The organism is Aeromonas sp. FDAARGOS 1416, from assembly GCF_019048085.1.
GTDB lineage: Bacteria > Pseudomonadota > Gammaproteobacteria > Enterobacterales > Aeromonadaceae > Aeromonas > Aeromonas veronii.
Genome location: NZ_CP077301.1, coordinates 3,630,150 through 3,648,130 on the forward strand (window position 1 = coordinate 3,630,150; position 17,981 = coordinate 3,648,130).

Sequence of the window (17,981 nt, forward strand, 5' to 3'; positions counted from 1 at the left end):
ATCAGGATTGTTCAGCTCACATCCAAGTTGTCACAATTACGGTGCTTTTATACAGGATCAGCCAGGGTATGAACGGCAATCTGGCGAGGGTTTGGTTGTTTAATCCGGCTAAATGGGGCTGCGAAAAGCGCTCAGTTTTTTCAAACGATGCGAGCCCGCGAGCGGCGTGAGTTGAACGGGGAAATGCCCTGGAACAGGCGATGACCGATCATCAGCCATCTTGCGCAAACTTGCCTGCCGCCGGAGAAGCGACAGGCACACCCATCAGTTATCGAGATCCCAGGGGCACTGCTTGACCAGCCCCTCTTTGCCACTGGCGACGATCGCCTGCTGCACCATCCGTTTGTAGCGATTCTTGATATGGGCGGGCAACGCGGGCACCAGCAGCCGCTCGTCAAACTCCGGCAGCGGGCGATCCGGCAGCACCGCCTGCTCCTGCGGGCTGAGGGGTGGCCGGGAGGCAATATTGCTGGCCGAAATGGTGGGCGTGCCCACCAGCATCTGGCGTTGCAGCGGCGCGCTCAGCAGAAAATCCACCAGCAGGTAGGCGGCCTTGAGCCGTGCAGGATCATCGCCAACATGACGGGCGATGGAGATCGCATCGAGGGCATAGATGGCCCCCTCCTGCACCATGGCGATCCGCCACTGCTGCTCGTTCTGCTTGTTGCACTCCACCAGCTCCAGCCCCCAGGTGGTGGCAAAGGTCTGCTGGCGCAGATCCTCGCAGCGGTTGGCCTGATTGAACCAGAAGCCGCGACTGGCTCGCAGCCGCTGCGAGAGCTGCTGCTCCACCTCTTGCTGCAAGGTCTTGTCGGCCAGCATCTCGCCGCTGGCAAACAGGGCGGGCGACTTGCCCAGCGAGAGCAGTACCGAAAAGAGCAGCGGCTCGAACTGGTCGCAGAACTCGGCAAACTGACCGGGCGGCGAGCTGTTGGCGAGCACCTGCCAACTGGTGGGCGCTTGCGGCACCTGCTTGCTGTCATAGGCGAGGCTGAACATGGCGTAGGAAAAGGGCACCGAGTAGTTGCGCTCCCCCTGCTTGTCATACTCGGTGTTCTTGAGGGCGGGCTTCACCTCGGGGTAGTGCTGCAGGCGATTGAAATCGATGGGGAGCAGCAGCTTGAACAGCGGCTGGTGATGGGCCTTGTAGAAGTAGCTGGTCGGCAGCACCACATCGGCGCTGCGGGTGCGCAGGGCGCGGTAGACGCTGTCGAAATCGGTCAGCAGCGGCTCGATCCGGCTGACCGTCGCCTCCACCCCATGGGCTTTGGCGTAGTCGGCAAACTGTTGTTCATAACCCGCAGGCAGATAGCCCCACTCCAGCAATTTGAGCTGAACCGGGGCCGCCAGCGCCGGGGTCATCCCCAACAACCAGCAAAGAGGCAGTAGACGCATGGCCGGGTACTCCTGACAGGTAAACCTTGTTGGAGTATAGGCCCATGCGCCGACTCGTCAGGCCATCAGCTCGGCCCCCATGCTCGCCAGAATGGAGAGGCTGACCACCGCAAACAGCACGCCGGTCACCAGATTGAGTGGCCGCTGCACCCGCAGCAGCAGGCGCTGGGCACGATCGGTGGAGAGGCTCCACGCCAGCAGCCCGAACCAGCAGAGGGAGATGATGAAGAGCTCGCCCACCAGCAGGCTGCGGGTCATTCCATCCACCTCTGGCGTCACCATGGCGGCCAGCAGACCGATAAAGAACACCAGCGCCTTGGGGTTAAGCAGGTTGGTGGCAAGGCCAGTACGCACGCCCCTGCCCCAGCCGCGCAGCTCGTTGGCGGCGCTCTGCATCACGGTACTGCTCTGCTGGCGAGCCGCCATCAGGGCGCCCCACCCCAACCAGCCCAGATAGAGGGCGCCGCAGCACTTGATCACCATAAACAGCAGCGGATGGCTGGCAATCAGCATGCTGATCCCGGTCAGGCTCAGGGTGGCGTGCACCATGATCGCCAGCGAGATGCCCAGCGCCGCGCCAAGAGCGGTCGGCCGGTGCAGGCTGGTGCGCAGGATCAGGGCGAAATCGGGGCCGGGGCTGGCCAGTGCAATCAGGTGCATCAGGCCGAGGGTAACGAACAGACTGGTCAGCATAACAACTCTCGCTTTAACGACGGAGAGTCAGCATGGCGGATCAGCGGGGGGCGCGGCTTGTAAAAGATTGCATCTGGGCACGAAATTCGGCGGGTGTCAGACCGAATGCCTGGCGAAAGCCGTGGTGGAAGTGACTCTGATCGAAGAAGCCGACCGCCAGCGCCACCTCGCTCACCGCCATCCCGCTCGCCAGCAACCGCTTGCCCTGCTCCAGCCGCAGCCGTTTCAGCCAGGCATAGGGGGTCATGCCGCTGCGCTTCTTGAACTGGCGCAGGAAGGCAAAACGGTCGAGCCCGAGCAGCCCCGCCAGCTCTTCCAGTGAGTGGGGCTCGTCGAGGGCGGCCATCAGGTAGTCGCGCAGGAATCGCAACTGGGGATCCGCCAACTGGTGTACCTCGGGGGCCAGATGCAGCAGCTCCCCCAGCAGGGCAAGCAGCTGGCTCTCGATCAGCAGGCCATCGGCCTTGGGGTTGTCGAGATAGCCGTGCAGCTGGGCAAAGCCCTGATAGAGGTCGGGGCGGCTCTGCAATCCCTTGTCGAAGAAGGGTTCCGGCTGATCCGGCAGCCAGAGCGCCAGCTGCTGCGGATCGATGGCAAAGACCCGCACCTCATACCCTTCCGGCAACAGGCTGAGGCCGTCGTGCACCTCATCCGGGTTGACGGTAGAGAGCACCCCGCGCACCAGATGGTGGCTGTTTCCCTTATGGATAAACTTCTGGCCCCCCCGCTGCACCAGCCCGATATGGTAGTCGAGATGGACATGGCGGCCATAGCTGAACGCCCTGTGGTGGGAGTGTGACAGCTCGACCCCCGGCAGGTGCGGGGATTGCCAGTAGCGGATGAGGGAATCGGTGGTACTCATGGCTTATAGATACACCAGAAGCGGGCCTTGGGCTTGTAGATTATTGCACGCAACCCCCTCTCAACGCCCCCACAGCCGCGGGGTTGGCTCCACCAGCGAGGCGAGCGGCACCCGCTCCACCATCTGACGCATATGTTGCACCAGCTCCGGATTGCCATCCCCCAACGACTTGTTCAGCACGATATGTACCTGCAGCGGGGTGACCGGCAGGTAGATCAGGCGGGTCGCCGCAGGGAGTTTGGCGCGAAAATGGTTGGCGGAAATATCGTTGGAGAAGAGCGCCGCATCAATCCGCCCGCGCAGCAACTTCTGCATGTTGCCATGCTCCCAGCTGAGCTGGGAGAGGGTGTCGATATGGATCTGCGGATGCTGCAACAGCAGCGGCACGATCGCCTGACTCGACCAGCCGATGGTGGTGCCGAAGAGATCTTCCTGCCGCTCAACCGAGTGAAGTCGCGATGGCACCAGTACCACCAGCACTGGCCGCAGCAGCAACAGGTGGGGGTCGATATAGCGAAAGTGACGAGCACGCTCGGGACTGTAACTCAGCAGCGGGGTCAGATCGCACTCGCCGCTCTCGAGGTTGCTGAGCAGCCGCGCCACATTGAGCCCCTGCCACTCGATGGTACGCCCGATCGCGGGTTCGATATGACGGCGAAAGTAGTCGATCACCGGCCCGGAGACATCGCCCTGCTGATCAATGGTGACCAGCGGCGCCAGCTGAAAGACGCATCCCCGCAGTGGCGCGTTGATCGCCACCGCCTGGCTGATGGTCATAAGAGGGAGAAGAAGTGCCGATAGCAGTAATACCAAACGCATGCCCGAACGAGAGATGCCCATAGGTGACGACCCGATGCCCTGATAGCCATCAGCATGGCACAAGGCAAAGGGGCGGGCTATCCGCTCCCGACGCGCTTCGGCCTCTTGCGCCCCCTACTCCCATGACCAATGGGCCCCATTTTATTGCGGTGAAAATCAATAATCCCGCTGCTTTGATGGATTTTGGTCTCTTGAGATATAGTGCGGCCCCATTCATCAAACCGGCGGATGAGCGCCCCGCCGGACAGGTAGATTCATGAGACTGTTTTTGCTGTTGTTGTCGTTGTTTGCTGCGACCGTAAATTCTGATGAAAAGCCGCGCCAGCCCTATTACGACTGGGGTCGCTGCCCGTTTGAAGGTTGCACCTATAAGACATGGACCACCAAGCAAGAGGTGATTGTCAGAGCCGAGCCATCCCTGACGGCCAAAGCGCTGTTCCGGCTACCCCGCGGCCAACAGGTGGAAGGGCTGACCGGGGTCGTCATTACCGAACAACCGGGGATCGTCGAAATACTCAGATCGGTCAAGCTGGGCTATAGCAAGGAGGGAAAAGGGCCGCTGTTGAATATGAAGGCAGGAGAAACGCTTTATATCCTCGGCGGACTGGGCGAAGGCAATAGCCTGTTCTGGTACAAGGGCAAAACCTACATTCTCGATTATGACTATGCGCGCAAAGAGATCAGATACGGCCGGTCACCGCAGAACCAGTGGTGGGTAAAAATCCGGGACAAGCAAGGGCGTGAGGGTTGGGTTGCCGAAGCCAAAAACTTCGCCCATATGGACCGTTTCGAATAGTGACAGCCAGCCCACCGAGATAGGGGAGCTGGCCGTGGATGACTCACTGCTTGGGCTGCAGCTTCATCTCTTGCAGATACTCCAGCACCTGGGTTTTGTAGTCCGCCTGATAGGAGAACTTGGTGCTGTCGCACGCCGCGATCAGGTTCACAGCGGTGCAGAACAGGGTTGCCGCCAGCAGCCCCTTGCCAACCCACTGCGGATGACGACGGCTCCAGCGCACCAACAAAAGCAGGATCGGGAACAGGGCGTAGGGGAAGATCAGCATCAGGTGCCAGTAGTTGAAGATGATCGGCGAGAGCGCCGCACTCACCAGCACAGCCAGCACCGCCGCCAGCGCATAGAGGCCGAGCCAGCTTTCACCATCCACTGGCGCGCGATCGCTGCGCAGCAGACGCGGCTTGAGTTCGCGCCACAGCTGCCAGTTGGCCTTGGCCGCCAGCAGCACAGTCGCCGAGCCGACCCCGTAAATCGCCACCCGCCACAGCCAGACTGCCGCCATCTGCAGGTATTCGTGCCCCGCCAACCAGATGAACTGGGTATCGTTGACCAGCTTGCTGGCAAACAGCCAGGAGCCGTAACGCAGCCAGTAGAGCACTGATTTCAGCACCGGATAGACATGCACCAGCCCCCAGCCGATATAGCGCTGACGCGCCTCGGGATCGACGTTTTGGGTGATGTGGCTGTTGCTCATCACTTCCATCGCGTAGGGGATCAGGGAGGCACCGATCAGCAGGGTCGCCACCACCACCCCGCTCCAGCTCACCTTGAGAATGCGGCGCCAGAACAGATAGGTGGACATTACCGCCAGCAGCGGCCAGGAGTAGTGCAGCTGCATCGCCATGCCGATAGCCAGCAGGTGGACGATCATGTGCCAAAAGGAGGCCCGCTCGCGCATATGCCAGGCCGACCAGCAGTGCATGGCCGAGAAAAGGAACAGATAGGAGGGATTGTAGAGCAGACTCTCGTACTGGAACCAGGGGTTGAGCCAGCAGAGCACCAGAAACAGCAGACGCACCCTGTCATCAAACACCTGGCGGATCACCGCATCAAACAGCAGGAAACCGACCAACCGCATCGCCAGCAGCAACACCATGGGGGCATAGGGAGAATCCCACAGCAGAAGCGGCCCGCCAATCAGCCAGGCCGACAAGCTCCCCGGCACATTGCCCACCGCACTCGCCGCATTGCCATAGCTGAGCCAGACCCCCTCATAAGCCCCAAGGTAACCCTTGTAAAGCATCTGGGTCTGGTCGCCGGTGAGGAGTTGGTGATCGGAAAACAGCCAGGAAAGCAGCAGCCCGGCAAATATACAGGCCGCGAATAATGCGTTATGGTAGCGCCCACTAAGACCAATCATTGATCCACACCTATTGAAAAAATTGCTAACGACTTTAACAGTTGCCACCTGATTTTGCTCGTTTACGATTCACATTTTTAGTAGATTTACCAGTCAGTTATGAGACCCGCGGAGCAGTTATGACCCCACCAGTTAAAAAGTTTTTATTCATTGTTGAAGACTTGTATGGTGGTGGTGCGGAAAAGGTTTTGCTCAATACCGCATCCTTGCTAAAAGATGCCGGTGCAGATGTAACTTTGTTTACCTTGCGGGAAAAAATAGACCATACGCTACCTGACAACATTCACCCGATTAATCTTGGCATTGTCACAAAGCTGACTAAAGCCATATCCAATGTTGCGGTTGAAAAAATACAAGCATCTCTGATCTTGAAAAAAGTCAAAGAGATCTCGCCTGACGTAATTATCTCATGCTCATGTGACAAAATTACCAGACACCTGCCTGATACACTGAATATTTATTACTGGATCCACGGAAATGTCACCGGCTTTGCCAAAGACAATGCCAAAGGATATGAAAAATTCAAGCGTTTCTATAATGGCAAGAAACTGATCTGCGTATCTCGTGGCATCGCGGACGACATTTTGCACAATGTAAAAGCCACACCAAAATCGTGTCAGGTTATCTACAATCCGTTTGATATCGAGAAAATTCAGGCGTTGGCTAATGAGCCTTTCAGCAAGCCATTCGGCAAGTATTTTATCCATGTCGGCACCTTCGAAGAGCGGAAACGCCACGATCGCCTCTTGCAGGCATATCAGCTAAGCGGCGTTGATACGCCACTCATCCTGATGGGCAAAGGGGAGCGACGCCCTCACATTGAAGCCATGATCGAGGAGATGAACCTTGCCAGCAAGGTGAAGATCATCGATTTTCAGAAGAATCCCTACCCCTATATCAAAGCTGCCCAAGCACTTATCCTGACATCAGATGCAGAAGGGCTACCAACAGTGCTTATTGAAGCACTTATCTGCCACACTCCGGTGATCAGCGTGGATTGCCCGTCTGGACCGGCAGAGATATTGACGAAACCACTCGATAAATTTCTAATCCCGATAGAAGATATCAGTGGACTGGCCATGGCAATTACAAGTGTTGATCGAAGAAGAACTTCCATTGATTCAAACTGTTATCAACCATTTTCTAGTGAAAGTGTGACCGAACAGTTTATATCTTTATGAGAAAGAGTTGGGGAAAACCCCAACTCTCTATAGATAATCAGCCACCCATTTATTAAATACTGTTTTAAACTCAGCAACGTTTATAAAGTTTACGTCTTGTTGTGCAGACCTGGTTTCTGCGTAGATAACACTTGAGCGAAGATTATTTGGATGCCACTCCACATTTTCTGGCATCCCGAAATTATCATTGTAAATACCAAGAACAGGTTTATTCAAACCTGTTGCAATATGCACCGTTGCTGTATCCACAGACACCATACCGGCACAATGCCTTGTCTGTGCAAAGAGTGCAGCCAGAGATGGTTTCTCATGATCACTAACAACCCTGGTTGGGTCACAAACATGAGATAAAACTCGTTCAACGTCCCTCTCACGCCCAGGTGGATACAAGAGACAAATGTTGTAATTTGATGAATCAAGCATTGTGTTAATTAACGCTATAATTTTTTCAACACTGAAACAACGGGATGTCCCACTGCCATATGGATTGAAACACAACGTTTTATTACTTGGCCACCAAGAGCCAACCCTGTCCTCGGCCCCCTGACACGAAGGTACTATATAACTGGTATCAGGGTTAGCAATCCCCATATGCTCCAGCAGCACCTTAAATTTCTTAGCGAAGTGCATCTCTGCTGTTTTTTGGCCCAACTTGATATTAATACAGTCAAGCTCATCATCGAGTCCTGCTACATTTTTGCTCCCAACTTTGGAGATGAAATAAAGGTCTTTCATCTTCATCTTTTGGCTAAAATGCACAAGATAATCTACATTCCCAATTTCATTGGCTAATTTTTTGAGCTCCATATAGCCAGCCCTCTTGGGTATTTCAAAGACGCAATCAAAGTTAAAAAAATCTCTAAACAATGGCGCCATTTCAGAGCTGGTAATGACATAGACTTTCCGCTCCGGAAATTTATTTTTAATCTCCCTTGCCACCCAGGAAGAGACGATTGCATCACCAAGCTTAGCATCCCACCTAACAAAAACAGTGGCACCATGTGATGACGATCTCACTGATGAATGACGATCAAAAAGTAAAATACCCAGCTTGCGGCGAAGGACGTCCCTCCATAATTGAAAGGTTTTAATCATAGCAATCACCTCCATCACTCTATATGCTGACCATAATTTCTGTCATCAATCGTCGATTGGAATAGTCCAACATCCAGACAGCACGGCTCCACACCAGCGGCACTCAATTTATTCCACTGCAGCCGTCCAGTGAGGTAATCAGCAGGCATTCTGATTGGATAAGCTATTTTCAGCAGCTTGTGAGCGCCAGCCAATGTAAGAATATATCCACCTGTAGATATAATTCCTCTTGGTGAGTTTCTACTAGGTGTTAAATATTTTGCTAAACGATACCCCTCTGGCAAAGATGAGTATATTGGGAAGTGTTTCGCCTTGCCATGATGCAAGAATACAATGTCAGAGCTATTTTTATTAATAACCTCGTTAACGATAGCTTTGAAATGCATGTGGACGTATATATCATCTTCTAAAATTACACAGCGTGGGATATTTCTCTCCACCATCACTTCATATATATTGATATGACTCATGGCACAACCGACCTCACCCAAGCTAAGATCATGACCGCAAGTCTCTCTTGCCAGATTGAAATCCACTTTCGCCAAGCGATCTGATGGTAATGATTTACCATCTACAGCGTCGAAAAACTCAAAGTCAATCCCCAAATGAGACATCTGGCGCTCTACCATGGCCCGTCTGTCAGCACTACGGGTCAAACTAATAATAAATACGGGTATCATAGCTATGATAAATCCTGCTTGAGTTCATGACAAAATAAAATAAAAATCAGACTTAATGAGTATAAATACATCATACTTTGGTGTTCAAAAGGCACATCAAACACTGCTCCGACAGCGAATGATATAGGGATAAAGACGCCTGCAGACACAAACCCCATTTCTTTCGCAAAAAATATTGCCGGCAATATAAGTATACCCAGTAAGAAAATGAATCCTATACCACCCCGAACAACTAAAGTCTGTAAATACTGATTGTGTGCATGCGCAAGTTCGGGGTTTAGCAACGCTTGTGGCACAAGACCCTGCTTCACTTGCTCTTGCTTTAACGCATCAAAACCTTCAGTGCCCACACCTATTAATGGCGAGTCGATAAAACCCAACCAAGCGCTTTCCCATGCTACCGCTCTTAGCCCAAGAGATGTGCTGTAATTTCCATTCTCCATGTTTACAACATCAGAAAGTCCAGCATCTATTCTATTTTTCACGATACTGCTGTTTAAACATAGCATTCCGAATGCCAAGAACAGCCCTAGCGTGATTGAAGTATATTTCAAGGGTTTTCTTTTCATTTTGAATAATAACACACATGTAATCACAACTATGAATGCTAGCCAAACACCGCGACTTTGTGAAAGATATAGTGCACACAGCGAAAATAGTGCCGAAATGATATAAAGTCCTTTTTCAAGGCGATTTTCTGAGAAATAAGTTGAAAACCAAAAATTGAGAATTGCCAATGTCATAGCTGCTTGAGAAAAAATTATCGCGTTTGTGAAACCCTCTACTCTAGCTACTCCATGACTATACTGCCATATACTAATGGCCCCCAAGCCAAACCCACCAAAAATAACACCATAACAACCCGACTTTAATAAAAAGACATGTCGTGGTATCAAAAATGTAAAAAATATGACATAAATTATGGCACGCATAATGCCATATTGATCACCATGAACTTGTCTATTTATCAATAGATAAATGGCATAGGATAATAAAATCCATATTATATAACGATTTTTAAACCCCACCGGATAACGATGGATGTAAAAAGAAATCATGCCAATTATGGATGCCACGACAATGAGGTTAGATAGATATGTTTTTCCATCAGTAAAGAAAAACATTCCGCTGAATGCAAAAATCAGGGTAAATGAAAAGATCAGAAGAGCAAATCGCTCCATGCTTATGACACTTTTTGATATCAATTTGATTTCCTGAACACATAATTCCCGCGGATCTTGCGCCACAATCCAAACACATCTGTGCGGGGAAAAATGGCAATCCGGCGGATCTGGAAAGGGTCCTGGTGCATTGCTTTGGGGCCACTATTGGTAGCAACGGCAAAACGATACCCGGCGGTGATAGCCTGCTCCTTGGCACTCTCGTTCATATCTCCGTAAGGATAGGCAAACGAGAGCAACGAATGGCCAAGCAGGGCCTCCAGTTGGCGTTTATTCTCCTGAATTTCATGGGCTTGTTGTTCGGGTGTGAGCTTGCTCAAGCGGGGATGGGTCAGGGTATGCCCACCAATTTCCACATGACCGCTGGCGGCCAACGCCTTGACCTGCTCACCACTCATCAATGAGACCTTGGTATCCGGATTGGTCGGATGCTCCACATCCCAACGGTTATAACCTTCGCCGGTGACTACGTACACCACAGCTTTGTAACCATATTTTTCCAGCAGTGGCAGCATGCGGGTCAGGTTGTCCTGATAGCCGTCATCGGCGGTGATCATCAGATACTTCTTGCCGTATTGCAGACGGTGGATAAAGCCTTTGTCCGCCAAATCGCGGAAAGTCAGGGTTTCGTAGCCTAGCCACTTCATCAGTCGCAGATGCTTCTCGAACATGGTGATCGGCATCCAGGTGCCATGCACTCCTTTCTCGCTATCCTGCTCGATAAAACGGTGGTACATGATGACGGGCATCTCGCGGCGCAGGGTTTCGACTACGGCATCCTGATAGATGGTTTCGAGGCCGGATACTACCCCCTGCAAGCCATACTCATCCTGAATGCGCTGCCGAATGACTTCCGGCACCACCTTGCTTGCGAGGGCGGATTCGATTTCTCCCTTCAGGGCAGCAAAATCGATAGCCAGATCCTTGGGACCGATATCGCCAAAATTGCTGGCCAGCGCCTCGTCCAGATTTCGTTCCGTCACCAGACCAATGGCCCTGGCTTCACCAATGGCAAAGGCGGGCCGACCACAGAGCAGTGCTTCCATCGCTACCCGACCGGCACCAATCACCAGATCGCAACTCGCCAGCAGAGCGGGCACATCATCGACATAACCGACAAACTCGGCACGGCCTTCGAAACGGGCAAAGCGCTCCGGTACCTTGGTACCGCTGACAATCCGCACCCGACAGGTATCCAGGTCGAGCACTTCATCGAGCAGACGATAACAGAGCTCCCCTTTGGGGCCGCTCAAACGGCCAATGATGGCGATCACCGGCTTGGGATTGTCCGGCGCTGGCACAGGCTGGAATTTGTCGGTTTCGATACCGTTGCGCAGCACCTGCACTATCACGGGATCCACCCCCAGATTGTCGACTATCTGATGGGCAATATCTTCACAAACGGCAACCGCACGATAGCCGAGTGCATGGAAGGCCTTGCGCGAAGCGTGCACCGGCTGGCGACCATGCACCGTGGTGATCATCGGGGTGCCAGTCAGCTTGCAAGCTACATAGCTGCTCCAGCCGGAGGCGCGGGAGTGAGCATGCACCAACTGAATATGATGCTTCTTGATGAGATAGATGAGGTAAAAGACGTGCCAGAAGCGGCGCAGAATGCTGCGCTTGTTGAATCTCAGCTTGAAGACGGGGCCAAGGGTCGGCTTGGTCAGGGTATCTGACACATAAAAGACGTGGTGACCACGCCGGGTCAGTTCATTACCGACCGTGGTGGCATAGACCTCAGCTCCCGTTACCTCGAGCTGGGAGAGCGCCATCAATATATTCACCCGAGACCTCCGTTAACAAGACTTGAATGAATATCGCAACTGGAAGGAAGTTTGCTCTCCCCATCTAATAATTGCTCGATCTGCATCATACTCTCTCGGAGATTGAAAATCTTGGCTCGTTCTTTCGATAAGGAACTATATGTTGATAGCATTTTTTTATTTTCAATCATTTTTCGTATTGCCAATGCAAGCGCATTTGCATCCCCGACAGGAACGAGAACACCATATTTCCCGCCATCGAGAGCTTCCTTAGGTCCAGTACAATTTGTTGATACAATGGCCTTCCCCAACGCCATTGCTTCTACGAGTACAACCGGGTACCCCTCATAATGTGAGGACATAACGAATAGATCGCCATCAGCAAGATATGGATATGGATTTTCCTTGAATCCAAGTAATTTCGCACTATCACCAATATTATTAATATTGATAAATGACTCTAAACCAGCTCTATCATCACCTTCTCCCAAAATAGTAAGGTGATATTTAACTCCTGCATCAATATTTATTTTATGAGCAGCCAGCAAGATGTCGAATCCTTTTTGGGCATTGCATAGTCGTCCAATAGCAATAACTTTTATTTGCCCCTCACTCGTAATAGGCTCATGACTTTTCCGCATTATGCCTTCTATATCAACAGGGTTATAAACCACTTGAGTATATGGTTTCACTTCAGGATACAATTTCAATAATGCATTCTGTGCACCTTTAGAGACACAGACAATGTTATCCATTCTTTTATAAACGGTACGCTCAACTTTTCTGGAGAGAATTTGATGGCACAACAAGTCTATATGGACCCATGCTATCTTTCGAACAACAGAATTCAGATGCGATAACAACAGAGAGCTATTCCCTTCCAAAAATGCGATACCAACATCATATCGTTCATTAAATATGACATTTGCTAACCACTTTCTATTTAAAACGAAATTCCACCAGCGTTTTTTAATAGAGAAAAAAATTCTACGCTGAAACAACCCCGATGGTTCGGTCGGCAACAGAAATTCTACTTTTACATTTTTCGGAACTTGAGATAAATATACACCCTCACGCCTTAATAACAGCAGCGTAATAGCGTATTTACTAAAATCCAAACGCTTAAGCGTTTCAATAAGGACCTTTTCGGCGCCTCCTCCGCCCAATGTTTCCATTATAAATAAAACTTTTTTCTTCATGCTAACCACATAGGAAATAATGAAAAAGCCGCCTCATTGGCGGCCATTCCGCAATAGCGAACAGTCAGACCCGGTTGAGCCAGGCCATGTAATCCGCTACCCCTTCGGCAACGGTTTTGAACTCGGCGTCATAACCCACGCTGCGCAGCTTGGTCATATCAGCCTGGGTGAAGCTCTGGTAGCGGCCCTTGAGGTGATCCGGGAAGGGAATGTACTCAATGGCTCCCTTCTGATGATGCTTGATCACTGCTTCGGCCACGTTCTGGAACGGCTCGGCACGGCCGGTACCACAGTTGAAGATGCCGGAGTGCTGCGGGTTCTGCCAGAACCAGAGGTTTACCTTGCAGACGTCGTCAATATAGATGAAGTCACGCATCTGACCACCGTTCGGGAAGCCATCGCAACCTTCGAACAGCTTGGGATTCTCGCCCTTCTTCACCTGGGTGTTGAGATGGAAGGCAACGGAGGCCATGGAGCCTTTATGCTGCTCGCGCGGGCCGTAGACATTGAAGTACTTCAGGCCAACGACCTGAGAGTTGATCTCCGGCATCCAGCGGCGCACGTACTGGTCAAACAACTGCTTGGAGTAGCCGTAGACATTGAGCGGCTGTTCAAACTTGGGATCTTCGATGAAGTTGTCGTTGCGGCCACCGTAGGTCGCGGCAGAAGAGGCGTAAATGAACGGGATTTCACGCTCGATGCAGTAGTGGAACAGATCCTTGGAGTACTCGTAGTTGACCTCCATGATGAACTTGCCGTTCCACTCGGTGGTGGCAGAGCAGGCGCCTTCGTGGAAGATCACCTCGATACCGTTGTCCCACTCTTCAAACTCGTCGCCGGAGACGATGCGCGCCTGAAACTCGTCCTTGTCCATGTAGTCAGCGATGGTCAGATCGACCAAGTTGACGAACTTGGTGCCGTCGGTCAGGTCATCAATGACCACGATATCGGTCCGTCCTTGAGCGTTCAGCTGCTTGACCAGATTGCTGCCGATAAAGCCAGCACCGCCAGTTACTACGATCATGGAGTTTGCCTCTCGTACGTTGATGGCTACATGTGACGGCTTGTTAAAGCTGTGTATAGTGAGCCAATTTGAAATTGCCGAAAAGTTTATCACGGGCCGTCCGGGGATTCGACCTTGTTCAAAGCTGCCCCGAGCGGAACCTGTTGGAGGAATGAGTGATGAAAACCAGAGACAGGATCATTCACAGCGCGACCGAGCTGTTCAACGATCAGGGTGAACGCAACATCACCACCAACCACATTGCGGCGCACATGGGTATCAGCCCGGGCAACCTCTACTACCACTTCCGCAATAAAGAAGACATCATCCACTCCATCTTCGACCAGTATGCCCGTCACCTTAGCGAGAGCTTCGTGCCGACCCGCAACCGTGAAATCACCCTGCAGGATCTGATGGGCTATCTCGATGCCATCTTCTATCTGATGTGGCAGTTCCGCTTCTTCTACGCCAACCTGCCGGACATCCTGAGCCGTGACGAACCGCTGCAACAGAAGTACCTCAAGGCCCAGGAGCAGATGCGCTCCTCCGTGGTCGCGCTGCTCAGAAGCCTGCGCGAAGGGGGCATCATCGATGTCAGCGATGAAGACCTGCCGGATCTGGGCCAGACCATCAAGATGGTGGTGACCTGCTGGATCCCGTTCCAGATCGCTCAGGCTCCCAACACCCGCATCACCAAACCGCTGCTCTATCAAGGCGTGTTGAAGGTGCTGTTCCTGCTGCGCCCCTATGTGCAACCCCAGGTGGCCGGACAGATCCAGCAGCTGGAACTTCACTACCGTCAGCTGGCCCAACCAGCTGGGTGAGATCTGTTTCACATTTGTTGAATATCAGCACAATCATTTGAATTTACCGCAACAGATTGCAGTAAAATGTCGCCCTCTGTTGATACGCAGCTGAAATAGCCAATAAGGATCGAGGATGTCTAACGGATTCTATCGTCACCTGACCGAGCAACTGAACCAGGTGCAAGCTGAAGGGTTGTACAAGCAGGAGCGCATCATCACCTCCGCCCAACAGGCCAGCATCGCCGTCGGCGGTGAGCAGGTACTGAACTTCTGTGCCAACAACTATCTTGGGCTGGCCAACCACCCGGATCTGATCGCCGCCGCCCATCAGGGACTCGACAGCCACGGCTTCGGCATGGCCTCGGTGCGCTTCATCTGTGGCACCCAGGACCAGCATAAAGCGCTGGAGCAGAAGATGTCTGCCTTCCTCGGCACCGAAGACACCATCCTCTACTCCTCCTGTTTCGATGCCAATGGCGGTCTTTTTGAGACCCTGTTCGGCGCCGAAGATGCCATCATCTCCGATGCCCTCAACCACGCCTCCATCATCGACGGCGTGCGGCTGTGCAAGGCCAAGCGCTATCGCTACGCCAACAACGACATGGCCGAGCTGGAAGCCCAGCTCAAGCAGGCTGACGCCGATGGCGCCCGCTTCAAACTGATCGCCACCGACGGTGTCTTCTCCATGGATGGGGTCATCGCCGACCTCAAATCCATCTGCGATCTGGCAGACAAATACGATGCGCTGGTGATGGTGGATGACTCCCACGCCGTCGGCTTTATCGGCGAAAACGGTCGCGGCACCCATGAATATTGCGGCGTGATGGATCGGGTCGACATCATCACCGGCACTCTGGGCAAGGCGCTTGGCGGCGCATCCGGCGGCTATACCTCCGGCAAGAAAGAGGTGATCGACTGGCTGCGTCAGCGCTCCCGCCCTTACCTCTTCTCCAACTCGCTGGCCCCCTCCATCGTTGCCGCCACCATCAAGGTGATCGACATGCTGGCCGAGGGTCACGACCTGCGCGCCCGCCTGAAAGAGAACAGCCGTTACTTCCGCGAACGGATGAGCGCCGCTGGCTTCACTCTGGCTGGTGCCGACCACGCCATCATTCCGGTGATGCTGGGGGATGCCAAACTGGCCTCCGAAATGGCAAGCCGCATGCTGGCAGCCGGCATCTATGTGGTGGGCTTCTCCTTCCCGGTCGTGCCCAAGGGTCAGGCCCGCATTCGCACCCAGATGTCTGCCGCCCACACCCGCGAGCAGCTGGACAAGGCGATCGACGCCTTTATCCGCATCGGCCGTGAACTCGGCGTTATCTGATTTGAATCAAGGGGCTGCAGCCCCTTTTTTCTGCATTCATATTGAAGGAACAGCCATGAAAGCACTCTCCAAACTGCACAAAGAGGTCGGCATCTGGATGACGGATGTCGCGGCCCCCGAGCTCGGCCACAACGACCTGCTGATCAAGATCCGCAAAACCGCCATATGCGGCACCGATATCCACATCTACAACTGGGACGAGTGGTCCCAGAAGACCATTCCGGTACCCATGGTGGTCGGCCACGAATATGTCGGCGAAGTGGTCGCCATCGGTCAGGAGGTGCGCGGCTTCGCCATCGGCGATCGGGTCTCCGGTGAAGGACATATCACCTGTGGTCACTGCCGCAACTGCCGCGCAGGGCGCACTCATCTGTGCCGCAACACCATTGGCGTTGGCGTCAACCGTCCGGGTGCCTTCGCCGAGTATCTGGTGATCCCCGCGTTCAACGCCTTCAAGCTGCCGGACAACATCCCGGACGAGCTGGCTGCCATCTTCGACCCGTTCGGCAATGCGGTGCACACCGCCCTCTCCTTCGATCTGGTGGGTGAGGATGTGCTCATCACAGGTGCAGGCCCCATCGGTATCATGGCTGCCGCCGTCTGCCGTCACGTGGGTGCGCGCCACGTGGTGATCACCGACGTCAACGAATACCGGCTGGAGCTGGCCCGCAAGATGGGCGCCACCCGCGCGGTCAACGTCAGCAAAGAGAAGCTGGCCGACGTGATGAGCGAGCTGGGCATGACCGAAGGGTTCGATGTGGGGCTGGAGATGTCCGGCGTCCCGAGCGCCTTCCAGGAGATGCTCGACAAGATGAACCACGGCGGCAAGATCGCCATGCTCGGCATCCCCCCCTCCACCATGGCCATCGACTGGAACAAGGTGATCTTCAAGGGGCTGTTTATCAAAGGGATCTATGGCCGCGAGATGTTCGAGACCTGGTACAAAATGGCCAGCCTGATCCAGTCCGGGCTGGATCTCTCCCCCATCATTACCCACAGATTCCACATCGACGACTTCCAGCAGGGGTTCGATGCGATGCGCTCCGGCCACTCCGGCAAGGTGATCCTGAGCTGGGACAAATAACCCATTTCACCCCTTGGTTACCTGAAACCCGGCGAATGCCGGGTTTCTTTTTATCTCCACCGCCTGAATTGCCGTGATATCGCCCAAAACTTTGTACGCAGAGTGTTTAACACTTCACACACAAGCGTTTAAATGGCTGTAACTATTCGGTTATAATCCCGTCGTTTACATGGATAATAAAAGACTGCTGGGAGTATATGAGCGTGTTGAAAAAACTGAGCTATTTGCTGGCTGTCGGGATGACGGCCGCCAGCTTGTCTGGGGCAGTGCTTGCTGCCGATGATATGTCACCGGAAGCCATTGCCGAGCGGATCAAACCAATCGGTCAGGTCTATACCGCCAAGGATCTGGAAGGTATTGCCGGCGCGAGTGCTGCACCGACGGCGGCCGCCTCTTCCGGTCCCCGCGATGGCGAAACGGTATACAAGGGCGCCTGCTTTGCCTGTCACGACACCGGCGCCGCTGGTGCCCCCAAACGGGGTGACAAGGCAGCCTGGGATCCTCGCATCGCCCAGGGCATTGATACTCTCAAGAAACATGCCATTGAAGGCTTTACCGGCAAGTCCGGCATGATGCCTCCGCGCGGCACCTGTGCGAACTGTAGTGATGAAGAGATTGAAAACGCCATCCACTACATGATCGACAAGCTGTAAGTATTTGAAAGGGCCGCAATTGCGGCCCTTTCAATCTATCGGCTTCCGACTACTCTTGTAAGGTAGACATATCGGGAGTTGCAC

17 protein-coding genes are annotated in these 17,981 nt (G+C 53.4%); 6 read left to right on the top strand and 11 right to left on the bottom strand.

All coding sequences use genetic code 11. The features are described 5' to 3' along the window. Positions 1-264: 264 nt before the first annotated feature. Genes I6L46_RS16480 through I6L46_RS16495 form a run of 4 tightly spaced genes read right to left on the bottom strand, consistent with a single transcriptional unit; the run spans position 265 to position 3,727 of the window. Positions 265-1,395 (bottom strand): PotD/PotF family extracellular solute-binding protein, encoded by a 1,131-nt coding sequence (locus tag I6L46_RS16480; protein WP_216952614.1) that lies wholly within the window; start codon positions 1,393-1,395, stop codon positions 265-267. Between the two features lie 57 nt (positions 1,396-1,452). Next, positions 1,453-2,088 carry a LysE family translocator gene (locus I6L46_RS16485; RefSeq protein ID WP_040069927.1) on the bottom strand — a complete coding sequence of 212 codons (636 nt, stop codon included), beginning with the start codon at positions 2,086-2,088 and terminating at the stop codon, positions 1,453-1,455. A 40-nt stretch (positions 2,089-2,128) separates the two neighbouring features. After that, positions 2,129-2,950, bottom strand: coding sequence for an AraC family transcriptional regulator (locus I6L46_RS16490; protein ID WP_159162663.1), 822 nt, complete (start codon positions 2,948-2,950; stop codon positions 2,129-2,131). A 60-nt stretch (positions 2,951-3,010) separates the two neighbouring features. Next, positions 3,011-3,727 carry an ABC transporter substrate-binding protein gene (locus I6L46_RS16495; protein WP_216976380.1) on the bottom strand — a complete coding sequence of 239 codons (717 nt, stop codon included), beginning with the start codon at positions 3,725-3,727 and terminating at the stop codon, positions 3,011-3,013. Between the two features lie 298 nt (positions 3,728-4,025). On the opposite strand from I6L46_RS16495, the gene I6L46_RS16500 reads away from it, so the two are divergent. Beyond that, positions 4,026-4,565, top strand: coding sequence for a hypothetical protein (locus tag I6L46_RS16500; RefSeq protein ID WP_216976382.1), 540 nt, complete (start codon positions 4,026-4,028; stop codon positions 4,563-4,565). 43 nt (positions 4,566-4,608) lie between these two features. Here I6L46_RS16500 and I6L46_RS16505 read toward each other — a convergent pair whose 3' ends face one another. Then, complete coding sequence (locus tag I6L46_RS16505; protein ID WP_216978066.1) at positions 4,609-5,808, bottom strand: 3-deoxy-D-manno-octulosonic acid transferase; 1,200 nt, start codon at positions 5,806-5,808, stop codon at positions 4,609-4,611. Between the two features lie 236 nt (positions 5,809-6,044). On the opposite strand from I6L46_RS16505, the gene I6L46_RS16510 reads away from it, so the two are divergent. Beyond that, a complete protein-coding gene (locus I6L46_RS16510; RefSeq protein WP_216976384.1) occupies positions 6,045-7,106 on the top strand; it encodes a glycosyltransferase in 1,062 nt (353 codons plus the stop codon). Between the two features lie 27 nt (positions 7,107-7,133). Here I6L46_RS16510 and I6L46_RS16515 read toward each other — a convergent pair whose 3' ends face one another. The 6 genes from I6L46_RS16515 to rfaD form a co-directional block, all read right to left on the bottom strand. Beyond that, positions 7,134-8,201: a glycosyltransferase family 9 protein gene (locus tag I6L46_RS16515; RefSeq protein WP_235695422.1), complete on the bottom strand. Its 1,068-nt coding sequence runs from the start codon at positions 8,199-8,201 to the stop codon at positions 7,134-7,136. 14 nt (positions 8,202-8,215) lie between these two features. Next, positions 8,216-8,881 carry a glycosyltransferase family 25 protein gene (locus tag I6L46_RS16520; RefSeq protein ID WP_042054290.1) on the bottom strand — a complete coding sequence of 222 codons (666 nt, stop codon included), beginning with the start codon at positions 8,879-8,881 and terminating at the stop codon, positions 8,216-8,218. 2 nt (positions 8,882-8,883) lie between these two features. After that, positions 8,884-10,062 (bottom strand): O-antigen ligase, encoded by a 1,179-nt coding sequence (locus tag I6L46_RS16525; protein ID WP_042054311.1) that lies wholly within the window; start codon positions 10,060-10,062, stop codon positions 8,884-8,886. A gap of 20 nt (positions 10,063-10,082) precedes the next feature. Then, positions 10,083-11,849 carry a polysaccharide deacetylase family protein gene (locus I6L46_RS16530; protein WP_216976386.1) on the bottom strand — a complete coding sequence of 589 codons (1,767 nt, stop codon included), beginning with the start codon at positions 11,847-11,849 and terminating at the stop codon, positions 10,083-10,085. Then, on the bottom strand, positions 11,846-13,027 hold the full coding sequence (locus tag I6L46_RS16535) for a glycosyltransferase (RefSeq protein ID WP_216976389.1): 1,182 nt from the start codon (positions 13,025-13,027) through the stop codon (positions 11,846-11,848). The genes I6L46_RS16530 and I6L46_RS16535 overlap by 4 nt, the downstream gene beginning before the upstream one ends. Before the next feature lie 64 nt (positions 13,028-13,091). Continuing rightward, positions 13,092-14,051, bottom strand: a complete 960-nt coding sequence (gene rfaD, locus I6L46_RS16540) for an ADP-glyceromanno-heptose 6-epimerase (RefSeq protein ID WP_042054293.1) — start codon at positions 14,049-14,051, stop codon at positions 13,092-13,094. A gap of 158 nt (positions 14,052-14,209) precedes the next feature. On the opposite strand from rfaD, the gene I6L46_RS16545 reads away from it, so the two are divergent. The 4 genes from I6L46_RS16545 to I6L46_RS16560 all read left to right on the top strand — a co-directional run bounded on the left by I6L46_RS16545 (position 14,210) and on the right by I6L46_RS16560 (position 17,897). After that, complete coding sequence (locus I6L46_RS16545) at positions 14,210-14,854, top strand: TetR/AcrR family transcriptional regulator (RefSeq protein WP_042054294.1); 645 nt, start codon at positions 14,210-14,212, stop codon at positions 14,852-14,854. Between the two features lie 115 nt (positions 14,855-14,969). Beyond that, positions 14,970-16,160: a glycine C-acetyltransferase gene (locus I6L46_RS16550; RefSeq protein ID WP_005342487.1), complete on the top strand. Its 1,191-nt coding sequence runs from the start codon at positions 14,970-14,972 to the stop codon at positions 16,158-16,160. Between the two features lie 55 nt (positions 16,161-16,215). Further along, on the top strand, positions 16,216-17,244 hold the full coding sequence (gene tdh, locus I6L46_RS16555; protein ID WP_042054297.1) for an L-threonine 3-dehydrogenase: 1,029 nt from the start codon (positions 16,216-16,218) through the stop codon (positions 17,242-17,244). A 197-nt stretch (positions 17,245-17,441) separates the two neighbouring features. Then, positions 17,442-17,897 (top strand): cytochrome c5 family protein, encoded by a 456-nt coding sequence (locus I6L46_RS16560; RefSeq protein WP_042054298.1) that lies wholly within the window; start codon positions 17,442-17,444, stop codon positions 17,895-17,897. Positions 17,898-17,981: the final 84 nt, after the last annotated feature.

Excerpts from the sequence above, each read along its gene's own strand:
- I6L46_RS16480 (WP_216952614.1), bottom strand. The coding sequence starts at position 1,395 with ATGCGTCTACTGCCTCTTTGCTGGTTGTTGGGGATGACCCCGGCGCTG.
- I6L46_RS16485 (WP_040069927.1), bottom strand. The coding sequence starts at position 2,088 with ATGCTGACCAGTCTGTTCGTTACCCTCGGCCTGATGCACCTGATTGCA.
- I6L46_RS16490 (WP_159162663.1), bottom strand. The coding sequence starts at position 2,950 with ATGAGTACCACCGATTCCCTCATCCGCTACTGGCAATCCCCGCACCTG.
- I6L46_RS16495 (WP_216976380.1), bottom strand. The coding sequence starts at position 3,727 with ATGACCATCAGCCAGGCGGTGGCGATCAACGCGCCACTGCGGGGATGC.
- I6L46_RS16500 (WP_216976382.1), top strand. The coding sequence starts at position 4,026 with ATGAGACTGTTTTTGCTGTTGTTGTCGTTGTTTGCTGCGACCGTAAAT.
- I6L46_RS16505 (WP_216978066.1), bottom strand. The coding sequence starts at position 5,808 with ATGCTTTACAAGGGTTACCTTGGGGCTTATGAGGGGGTCTGGCTCAGC.
- I6L46_RS16510 (WP_216976384.1), top strand. The coding sequence starts at position 6,045 with ATGACCCCACCAGTTAAAAAGTTTTTATTCATTGTTGAAGACTTGTAT.
- I6L46_RS16515 (WP_235695422.1), bottom strand. The coding sequence starts at position 8,201 with ATGATTAAAACCTTTCAATTATGGAGGGACGTCCTTCGCCGCAAGCTG.
- I6L46_RS16520 (WP_042054290.1), bottom strand. The coding sequence starts at position 8,881 with ATGATACCCGTATTTATTATTAGTTTGACCCGTAGTGCTGACAGACGG.
- I6L46_RS16525 (WP_042054311.1), bottom strand. The coding sequence starts at position 10,062 with ATGGAGCGATTTGCTCTTCTGATCTTTTCATTTACCCTGATTTTTGCA.
- I6L46_RS16535 (WP_216976389.1), bottom strand. The coding sequence starts at position 13,027 with ATGAAGAAAAAAGTTTTATTTATAATGGAAACATTGGGCGGAGGAGGC.
- rfaD (WP_042054293.1), bottom strand. The coding sequence starts at position 14,051 with ATGATCGTAGTAACTGGCGGTGCTGGCTTTATCGGCAGCAATCTGGTC.
- I6L46_RS16545 (WP_042054294.1), top strand. The coding sequence starts at position 14,210 with ATGAAAACCAGAGACAGGATCATTCACAGCGCGACCGAGCTGTTCAAC.
- I6L46_RS16550 (WP_005342487.1), top strand. The coding sequence starts at position 14,970 with ATGTCTAACGGATTCTATCGTCACCTGACCGAGCAACTGAACCAGGTG.
- tdh (WP_042054297.1), top strand. The coding sequence starts at position 16,216 with ATGAAAGCACTCTCCAAACTGCACAAAGAGGTCGGCATCTGGATGACG.
- I6L46_RS16560 (WP_042054298.1), top strand. The coding sequence starts at position 17,442 with ATGAGCGTGTTGAAAAAACTGAGCTATTTGCTGGCTGTCGGGATGACG.